General features: G+C 69.9%; 10 protein-coding genes. 8 read left to right on the plus strand and 2 right to left on the minus strand.

Annotation, left to right across the window (positions count from 1 at the left end; genetic code table 11):
• Positions 1-40 precede the first annotated feature (40 nt).
• Positions 41-187, plus strand: a complete 147-nt coding sequence (locus ACIBEC_RS42220) for a hypothetical protein (RefSeq protein WP_360509990.1) — start codon at positions 41-43, stop codon at positions 185-187.
• Between the two features lie 145 nt (positions 188-332).
• Here ACIBEC_RS42220 and ACIBEC_RS42225 read toward each other — a convergent pair whose 3' ends face one another.
• Positions 333-863 (minus strand): MarR family winged helix-turn-helix transcriptional regulator, encoded by a 531-nt coding sequence (locus tag ACIBEC_RS42225; RefSeq protein WP_360509991.1) that lies wholly within the window; start codon positions 861-863, stop codon positions 333-335.
• A 219-nt stretch (positions 864-1,082) separates the two neighbouring features.
• On the opposite strand from ACIBEC_RS42225, the gene ACIBEC_RS42230 reads away from it, so the two are divergent.
• The 5 genes from ACIBEC_RS42230 (at position 1,083) to ACIBEC_RS42250 (ending at position 5,489) form a co-directional block, all read left to right on the plus strand.
• The gene (locus ACIBEC_RS42230) at positions 1,083-2,153 is read left to right on the plus strand and encodes an alkene reductase (RefSeq protein ID WP_360509992.1); all 1,071 of its coding nucleotides are present in this window, start codon (positions 1,083-1,085) and stop codon (positions 2,151-2,153) included.
• A gap of 91 nt (positions 2,154-2,244) precedes the next feature.
• Complete coding sequence (locus ACIBEC_RS42235) at positions 2,245-3,150, plus strand: NADP-dependent oxidoreductase (protein WP_360509993.1); 906 nt, start codon at positions 2,245-2,247, stop codon at positions 3,148-3,150.
• A 134-nt stretch (positions 3,151-3,284) separates the two neighbouring features.
• A complete protein-coding gene (locus ACIBEC_RS42240; protein WP_360509994.1) occupies positions 3,285-3,614 on the plus strand; it encodes a helix-turn-helix domain-containing protein in 330 nt (109 codons plus the stop codon).
• A 34-nt stretch (positions 3,615-3,648) separates the two neighbouring features.
• Positions 3,649-4,443, plus strand: a complete 795-nt coding sequence (locus ACIBEC_RS42245; RefSeq protein WP_360509995.1) for an alpha/beta fold hydrolase — start codon at positions 3,649-3,651, stop codon at positions 4,441-4,443.
• A gap of 191 nt (positions 4,444-4,634) precedes the next feature.
• Entirely contained in the window at positions 4,635-5,489 is an 855-nt protein-coding gene (locus tag ACIBEC_RS42250) for a hypothetical protein (RefSeq protein WP_360509996.1), read from the plus strand.
• Positions 5,490-6,065: 576 nt separating this feature from the next.
• Here ACIBEC_RS42250 and ACIBEC_RS42255 read toward each other — a convergent pair.
• Positions 6,066-6,347, minus strand: coding sequence for a hypothetical protein (locus ACIBEC_RS42255; RefSeq protein WP_360509997.1), 282 nt, complete (start codon positions 6,345-6,347; stop codon positions 6,066-6,068).
• A gap of 365 nt (positions 6,348-6,712) precedes the next feature.
• Between ACIBEC_RS42255 and ACIBEC_RS42260 the strand changes: the two genes are divergently transcribed.
• Together ACIBEC_RS42260 and ACIBEC_RS42265 are read left to right on the plus strand one after the other, a co-directional pair.
• Entirely contained in the window at positions 6,713-8,365 is a 1,653-nt protein-coding gene (locus ACIBEC_RS42260; RefSeq protein WP_360509998.1) for a hypothetical protein, read from the plus strand.
• Between the two features lie 168 nt (positions 8,366-8,533).
• On the plus strand, positions 8,534-8,707 hold the full coding sequence (locus ACIBEC_RS42265; protein WP_360509999.1) for a hypothetical protein: 174 nt from the start codon (positions 8,534-8,536) through the stop codon (positions 8,705-8,707).
• The last annotated feature ends 543 nt before the right edge of the window (positions 8,708-9,250 follow it).

Consider the following 9,250-nt stretch of genomic DNA (forward strand, 5'->3'; position numbering starts at 1 on the left):
ACCTACAGGCGCGGCAGGCATCTCCCCCAGATCCGCCCGGGTGACAGCCCTCCGGCACTACCTCCACTACGCGCCGCCGCCGGTCGTTGCCAAGGCCCTCGGCTACACCGAGGTCACCACCGCCTACGTCGCTGCCGAAGTCGGCACTCCGTGGAGCCGGTACGCACCCGGCAGCCACACACTGTGACACCAGTTCCCAGGCGGGAGCCGTCGGCTCACGAGGACGGGAGCGAGCTGGAGGAATGCCCGCTCCCCCGTCAGGTGACGGGGCTGCGATGCTGTTCAGCCAGTTCTGCCATGCCGTAACGCCGGCCGGGTGAAGAGAAGGGCAGCTAACTCTCGGCTGCGCAGGTGGGGTCGGCGGCGGCCTGGACGAGGTTGTGCTCCAGGCGTTCAAGGGTGTGCAGGGCCTCGGTGCGCTCCTCGGGGTTCAGGCCCGCAGCAACGAGGTCTTCGAGCTGGCTCCAGCTCTGTTCGACCTCGCGGCGTAGGGCGTGGCTGGCCGCGGTGGGTTCGATGAGGGACGCGCGTTTGTCGGTGGGTGAGGGGCGGCGGCGGACGAAGCCGGCCTGTTCCAGGCGCTGGACGGTGCGGGTCATGGTGGCGGCGTCGGAATCCAGGAGTCGCACCAGGTCGGTCTGGCGCTGGGGGCCGAGCTCCCACAGGTGCATCATGACCAGTTCCTGGCCCGGGTGCAGGCCGATGCGGCGCAGGAGTTGTCCGGCGAACATGCGGTGCAGGCGGGCTAGGCGGAAGATCGCGTGGCTGATGGGCCCGCCGCTGGCGGCGGCCGGCACTGGGACGCTCACCTCCTGCCCCGCTTCCGCGGGGTCCTTCCCAGCCGCCGGAGTGGACTGTGTCATCTCTTCCTCACTTTCCTGATCGGGCAGCTAATGCTATCGCTCGCCTCCGCCCTCAATGGGTGCTCCTCCCTTCGATCTGGAACTTTCCTGGCCAGCGCGCGTGATCCGCGTCACGTATCGACTGAAAGTAGCTCTCGGATATTTACCTGTCCGAGCAGGTATCTGTTACGTTGGGCGTGTCGAGGCCACCGCCCATCACTCCTTGCGAGGGAAAAGATCATGACCACTGCTTTCGATCCGATCGTTCTGGGCGGCCGCCGCCTGGCCAGCCGTATCGCCATGGCGCCGATGACCCGCAGCCGCGCCTACGGGCCGGGCGCGGAGCCGACCGCTCTGATGGCGGAGTACTACGCGCAGCGCGCCGGTGCCGGGCTGATCGTCACCGAGGGGATCCAGCCCTCGCCGGTCGGCCAGGGCTACCCGGACACCCCCGGCCTGCACACGGCCGGCCAGGTGGCGGCGTGGCGGAGCGTGACCGATGCCGTGCACCGCGAGGGCGGGGTGATCTTCGCGCAGCTGATGCACACCGGCCGGATCGGCCACCCGAGCCTGCTGCCTGAGGGCCTGGTGCCGGTGGCGCCCTCAGCGGTGGTGGCCACGGGCCAGGTGTTCACCCACGAGGGTCCGAAGGAGTACGTCACGCCGAGGGAGCTGAGCGAGGCGGAGATCCGGCAGACGATCGCCGACTTCGCCACCGCGGCCCACCACGCCGTCGAGGCCGGCTTCGACGGCGTGGAGATCCACGGCGCCAACGGCTACCTGGTCCACCAGTTCCTCGCCCCCAACACCAACCTGCGCACCGACGCCTGGGGCGGCGAGGTCGAAGGCCGGATCCGCTTCGCCGTCGAGGTCGTCACGGCCGTGACGGAAGCGGTCGGCAGCAGCCGGGTCGGGCTGCGGATCTCGCCCGGCAACCCCTACAACGACATCGCCGAGCCCCAGCCGGGCGAGGTCTACGAGGCGCTGCTCGAGCGGATCGCCGACCTGGACCTGGCCTACCTGCACCTGATGGAGGGCCCGGACCGCGACCTGACCGCGCGTCTGCGCAAGGCCTGGCCCGGCACATTCGTTCTCAACCCGTTCACCCACCCCCAGGCCACCGGGCCCGAGGCGCTGCAGCTGGTCGAGGACGGGGCGGCGGACATGGTCGCCTACGGCGCCCTGTTCCTGGCCAACCCCGACCTGCCGGCCCGCCTGGCCGCCGGCGGCCCGTTCAACACCCCGGACGCGGCCACCTTCTACGGCGGCGACCACCGCGGCTACACCGACTACCCCATCCTCAGCGCCTGACCGGCGTGGCCGCCAGTGCGGCCGCCTTCCCGGCCACACAGTGAGTCACAGCGCGTACCTTCCTCCATCCCCTCCTCCCTGGGAGTTTCCGATGTCCACTGCGATCACTTTCTCCGAGTACGGCGCGGCAGAGGTGCTGCGGCCGACCGAGGTCGCCCTGCCGGAGCCGGGACCCGGCCAGGTCCGGATCAAGGTCAAGGCCGCCTCGGTGAACCCGCTCGACATGAAGATCCGATCCGGCCTGATGGCCAAGGTCGCCCCGGCCCGCTTCCCGGTGATCCCGGGCCTGGACGCGGCCGGTGTCGTCGATGCCGTCGGTGAGGGAGCCGACGTGGCCGTAGGGGACGAGGTTCTCGGGTCCACGGCCGGCGGCAGCTACGCCGAGTACGCACTGATCGACCGGCCGGTGGCCAAGCCCGCGGCCCTGTCGTGGGAGGTCGCCGCCTCGCTGGTGACGGTCGGCCAGACCGCACACCGGGTCCTCGGCCAGCTGGGTGTGCAGCCGGGTCAGATCCTGCTCGTCCACGGCGCCGCCGGCAGCGTGGGTGTCATCGCCGTGCAGCTGGCCGCCGCCCGCGGCATCACCGTCATCGGCACCGCCGCCGAGCGCGACCTTGAGCGTGTCACGGCGCTCGGAGCCATCGCCGTCCGCTACGGCGACGGCTGGGTCGGGCGGGTGAAGGCCGCGGCTCCGGGCGGGGTGGACTTCGTCTTCGACGCCTCCGGCGCCGGCGTGCTCGCCGACTCCGTCGCCCTGACCGGCGATGCGGGCAAGGTCATCACCATCGCTGACATGTCCGCCCAGCAGCACGGCGTGCGCTTCAGCGCCGGCACCACCGACCAGGGCGGCCAGGCCCTGCCGGAGCTGGTTGAGCTGGCCGCCGCCGGAAAGCTCACCCTGCCGATCTGGCGCACCTACCCCCTGGCCGAGGCCGCACAGGCCCACGCCGACCTGGAAGCCCACCGCAACCAGGGCAAGGCCGTCCTCCTGCCCTGACTCCTCTATACCCCCGCCTCGCGTCGTCGGACGAGGCGGCCCCGGGGCCGCAGCCGGCATCCGCACCTCAGCCGGCCACGGCCCCACCCCAAACCCCCAACCAGCTGAACCGGTACGACGGGAGGCCGAACGCGATGGCACTCGCCACCATCCCCACGCCCGCACCACTCGCGGCCGACGCGAACCTCACCACCGCGTTCCAGGTCCTCGGCCAGAAGTGGAACGGCATCATCCTGCACACCCTGGCCACCCGCCCCGCCCGCTTCGGCGAACTGCTTATCGCCATCGACGGCATCAGCACCAAGATGCTCGCCGACCGGCTGCGCGAACTCCTCGACGCCGGCCTGGTCACCCACGACCAGCTCCCGCCCGGACCCGCCAGCTACACCCTCACCTCCGACGGCCGGGCGCTTCTACCCGCCTTGGAGCACATCCGCACCTGGGCCAAGAACCGCACCACCTGACCATCCGAAATACCCCAACGAACAACGGAACGTCATGTCAGAGCGCACCCTCCCCGAAGCGACCTTCGCCCGCACTGTCCTGGGCTCCGGCCCCGGCCTCGCCCTCGCCCACGGCGCCGGCAGCAGCATCGACAACACCTACGGCCCGATCCTCGAAGGCCTGGCCGCCGGCCACACCGTCGTCGGCGTCGACTACCCCGGCAGCGGCAACACCCCCCGCTCCACCACGCCCCTGCAGCTGGACGACCTCGCCGACCAACTCGTCGCCGCCGCCGTCGCCGAAGGCCTGGACACCTTCGCCCTGCACGGCTACTCTCTCGGCGGCCCCGTCGCCATCCGCGCCGCCGCCCGCCACCCCGAGCGCGTCACCGCCCTCGTCCTGACCGCCACCATGGCCCACGCCAACAACCAGCAGGCCCTGACCATCAGGGTGTGGGGCAAGCTCGCCGCCACCGGCGACCGCCGCCTGGTCAGCGAGTTCCTCTTCCCGCACGCCCTCAGCCCCCAGGCCATCGAGGCCATGCCCGCCGAGCAGCTGGAGGAAGTCATCACCTACGCCGCCGGCGAAGTCGCCGACGGCACCGTCGAGCACGCCGACCTCGCCGGCCGGATCGACGTCCGCGACGACCTCGCCGCCATCCATGTCCCCACCCTGGTTATCTCCACCACCGCCGACCACCTGGCGCCCCCCGCCCTGCACCGCCACCTCGCCGAGAACATCCCGGGCGCCCAGCTCACCGAGATTCCCACCGGCCACCTGCCCATGGTCGAGCGGCCCGAGGAATGGCAGAAGCTCATCACCGACTTCCTCGCCAAGCACAACGCCTGACCACAGACCGGTGTGGGGCGGCGCCGACAGCGGCGAAACGGGCCCCACACCGCTGTGTGCTCCACAGAAATTCCACAAGAAGCGACCGTAGCCTCAGCCAGGCATACCGGGTCGACGAGCCGACGGCGCACGGACGTCATATTTCCGCGCATACGCGCGCAATCGGCCGCCGACCCAGAAGGGGGAAACACATGTCGAGGAACAGGGCTCGTCATGGGCGCGGACTTTCAACGGCAGCCGGCACCATCGCCGCACTTTTGCTAACCGCGTGCAGTGCGAACACTCCAGCCGCGTCCACACCGACCGTTCCACAGATCCCGGGCAGTGCTCCCGCCAGCTTCACCGTCTACGACACGACGTTCTACGCGAATCTCAACCTCGAACGGGCCGGTGCGGTCAAAGCCGACATCATCTACGGATCCGCCGTCGCCGACCTGGCCGACCAGCCTTCCCCCGGCGGCCCGTACGGCGGCCCCAAAACCGAACTGGCCCTGCCCCCGCAGCAGGCATATGAACAGCTGGTCCGCCAGCACCTGAGCACACCAGGACCACTCGTCCTGGACTACGAAACGCTCTACCTCACCGGCACGCCCGACGAAGCCCAGCGGCACTTCCAGAAGCTCTCAACATTGCTGCAGTGGACACACGAGGCCGCGCCGGGAAAACAGATCGGCTTCTGGGGCCTGCTCAACAACACGCAACCCGCGTACTATCCGCTGGCCCGAAGCCTCGCCGAACACGAGGACGCCTTCTTCCCCGACCTCTACACCTTCTCCCTGGACCGCAACCTCTGGCAGGCAAGACTCGACCGAGACCTGGCCGAGGCAACGCAGATCAACCCGAATTTGCCCGTTTACCCGTTCCTCTGGCCCCAATATCCTGAGCACACCCCGAATGCTGGACAATACCTACCTGCAGACCTGTGGTCATACGAACTGGCGGCATGCGCGAAAGCAGTCAAGGGAGTCGCGATCTGGGGAGGAAGCACCAGGGGCAACAGCGACCAGACATGGGTCGACACCCTCAAGCGGTTCACGGCTCGGTGACACCGTCAGTCAGGATCCGCCACCAACTGCGAGCGCTCCACCCACGCCGAGGCTCTCTGGCACTACGTCCCACACGTGCCACCCCTGATCGCCCACTGCCAACGTCGCCGCGACGCCTACGGAGCCGAAAATCCCCCCGGCTACCACTCGCAGTGACTACTTGCACCGCCGCGCCCCTCGAATACGTGACACAGGAACATGCGGGCCTACCAGTCGAACGGGCCTGGTTAGGCGCTGTCAGGCCAGGGAAACCCGAGTTCCTCGGCGCGCTCACGGCTGCCGCCGCATACCCGCGCGTAGGACCTCGGGTCCTCTTCGGCCGGCCGGCGCAACGCGTTGGCGGAGCCCTGGACGGCCCCGCCGACCGCACTGGCCTGGGCGACGACCCGACGTTCCGGCCCGGCACTGGCAGCGCAAGCAGGACAAGGCCCGTACCGATCGAAAGCTGACCGAGCGACAGACCGCGTTCCTGGACGCGCTCCGCCGCGACACCGAGACCGTTGCCGGTTGACCCGCCCTGTACTCCAGCCGGCCTGCCCGGCCGGCTGGAGTACAGGGCGGCCGGGCTGGCTGCGCTCAGTCGTGCGACCGTGTGCGGCGTGCCGGGAGTTGCTGCGGTCGGGCCGGCCGTTGCGGGCGGGATCGGCGGGGGCGGGCCTGCTGGGGTTGTACGGATGCTCGCGTCCAGTCGGCGATGAGCTGCGCGAGCTGGACGGTGCGGCGGTGCCCGGTGGCGCTGAACGACATCACGAGGAGCGCGGGGAGGTTGACCGCGATGAGCGGGAGCAGGAGCGCGGCTCCGAATACCGTGGCGACGGTGGCGGTTCCGGCTGCGCGGAAAAGCGCGGGAAGGTACATGGCTGGATTTTCCGTTCTCGATGTTCGGCCCGCTTCTGTCGGGCTTGACGGAAATCCTGTCTCGTCGTGTGCCGGTTGCGGAAGTGAAACCTGTTCCGGGGTTTTCCGGGCGGGGTCTGCCGGAATGGTTGCGGGCGCGCGATTCCCGCTCCGCCTGGGTGTTGCAGCCCTTGGGAGCCGGCGCGGTTGCCGGGGCCCGCAACCGCGCCGGCGGGCGGGCAGGCCGGCGCTTCACGGCCGGGTTGCGCGGCCGCAACGCGCGGAACTGCGGCGCTTCGCCGGCTGCGACTAGTGGGTCTAGGGTCGTGCGACAGGCACGACGGGGGCGTAGGAGTCGGTGCCGGACGAGAGTGGGGGCCGCACGGATGGGCAACGAGGTCGGGCCGATCGACAATGGCGTCGTCGACGGGACACAGGGGAGCGCCAGGGGAGGGCCTGAGCGGACGGATTTCTCCAACCGCGTTGCGGAACTGATGACAAACAGCGGCGTCAAGGGTGTCGATATCGCTCATCGGATGAACGTTAACAAGGCCACGGTCAGCAAGTGGAGGAAAGGGGAGCATCTCCCTCCGCCGGATTTCGTTGAAATCCTCCTCAATATGGCGGAGGAGTGGACCGGGAAATCCCTCGCGGTGGAGTTCCGCGATGACACGCACCGCTTATACAACGCGGCTGTGTACGCTGACCGCTACCACCGCGACGTACAGCCCAGACTCCAGCAGGCAGCCCGGGAGCAGGCCCTGCGCCACGACCGCGACTCCCTGGCGACGCAGCTGGCTCTCCTGCGCGATGTGCTCCTCAAAAGCCTCACAGGATTCCTCGATCTGTACGCCCAACGCGGACACCTGACCGCCGAGCTCTCCCAATGCCACTACGAGATCGACGGCCTCCAGCGGCAGATGACGCTACTCCAGCAGACCAGGCAGCCGACGGTCGAACTCGAGGAGCGGCTCCGGCGACAGCGGGCCCGGGCCGAGGCCCTGCGCGCCGACCGGCAGGCGGTCGCGATCAGCGCCGATCAGGCCGAGCACATCTTCCTGTCGATGGCCACCCCGTCGCCCGAGGAGGAGACCCCCGAGCACCGGATCGTGCGCGCGCGGCTGCGCGCGGCGGCCGATAGCCCCCGACAGCAGTGGTGGCCGCAGCCGCCCGCCGTCGCCACCGGACCCGCCGGCGTCCCCGTTCAAGTACCGCCCCTCCTGACGCCCGCACCACCCCCGTCGTCGGGACGGCTGCTGCGGGGCAGCGTGGCCGTCCTGGCCGTCGCCGTCGCCGTCCTGGCGGTCGCAGTCATCGTCATCCTCGGCCGCACGACCGCAACCGGCACCACGACCGCGGGCACCGCGGCCCCGACCGTCACCACCGACGCGCACCCCAGCCTCGCGGCCACACCATCCAGCACCTCCCCCGCGCAGCCCGCCGCTCCGACCGGCGCCACCGCGCCGCCTGCCGCTCCGACCGGCGCCACCGCGCCGCCTGCCGCTCCGACCGGCGCCACCGCGCCGCCTGCCGCTCCGACCGGCGCCCCCGTGCAGCCCGCTGCTCCGACCGGCGCCACCGCGGCGCCGCCCGGCTCAGCGGGGTGGACGGCCCAGTACCGTGACACGACTATCAACGTTCCCCCGCCAGGGGGGATGTGCCAGCAAGCCATCATGGACTTCAATCCGGCTCGCGGGGCCGCGTTGGACCCGGATGACGTCATGAATGTCGTGAACTCCCCGGCGGACCTGACGATCCGGCAGCCCTGCTACACCCTCAACTCGGTCACCATGGTCTACCCGAACCTCAAGGCCTGGGGGACGTCCTCGGCGCAGGAACCCGCTCCGGACCAGTGCCGCGAGGACGCCATGCGCCAGGGAATGCCCAACCCCGCGCCGCTCAGCAAAATCACCGTCGGCTCCGCCTACTGCGCGATCACCGCGAAGGACTCGGTGGCGTGGTTCAAAGTCATAGCCAAGCCCGGCAGCGACCAGCAGGGGATGACCGTTACCGCCACCCTGTGGACTGTGACCGGCTGATCCGTCGACCGACCCCTGCCCGACTATGCGCGGGTCTTCCTCGCCGAGTTCGCCGGAGTGCGGCCGAGATTCCCCAACCCTCGTCAGCTAGAGGTCATCACGGGCATCGACTTCGGCGTGTCCCCGTCCGCGTTGAGCAAGTTTGCCTTGACCAGGTTCTGCACGGAGATGGGGGAGGACCTCTGCCAGGTCGGCAAAGGCATCAGAGGCAGCGACGGGTTCTATCTGCTGGGTGAATCGGGCGCACTGTACTGGGCCTGGGAGAATGTCAGCCGTGTCGGCCAGGACTTCGCCGAGGGCCTGCTGCGGATGATGACCGAGAAACGGCCGCTTATGCTCTGACCCCGACCCACCAACGCAGCCCCGACTCGACACTTCGCTCCTCGCGAGACACAGGCCGTGGCTACGTTGAGGGTCCAGCCCTCCCAGCCGAAGCCGTGCTGGTCGTTGGAACCGATGTGCGACGGCTTCGCGCGCCGGGCCGACACTGTGGCCGGGCGCCTTGCGAGCCGGCAGCGCCGCGCCCACACCGCCGCTTCGTGGCGCCACCGGTCGGGAGGAGGAGTGAGGAAAAGGGCCTGGACGGCCAGCGATCCGGCGAGCCCGACGACAACGACGACCAGGGCGACGCCATCGAACCACCGCAGCCGTCCCGGCCGGGCCGCACCGCGTTCCGGCGCGGCGCCGCCAACCCGAACAGCTCGACCACGAGCTTGCGCGCCGACGTCCTCACCGCTCTCGGCGTCCTCAAGGTCGCCACCGCCGACCACCTTCGCTTGATGCGCCGCGAGGGTGGTGCACCCCGGCGGGGCCCCCCCGGCGACCGACACCAAAACCGAACAGAGAGGCCGGGCGCCGGGTGAAAGACGAGTGGTGGGCGACTAA

This window comes from Kitasatospora sp. NPDC051164 (genome assembly GCF_044455625.1).
Lineage (GTDB): Bacteria > Actinomycetota > Actinomycetes > Streptomycetales > Streptomycetaceae > Kitasatospora.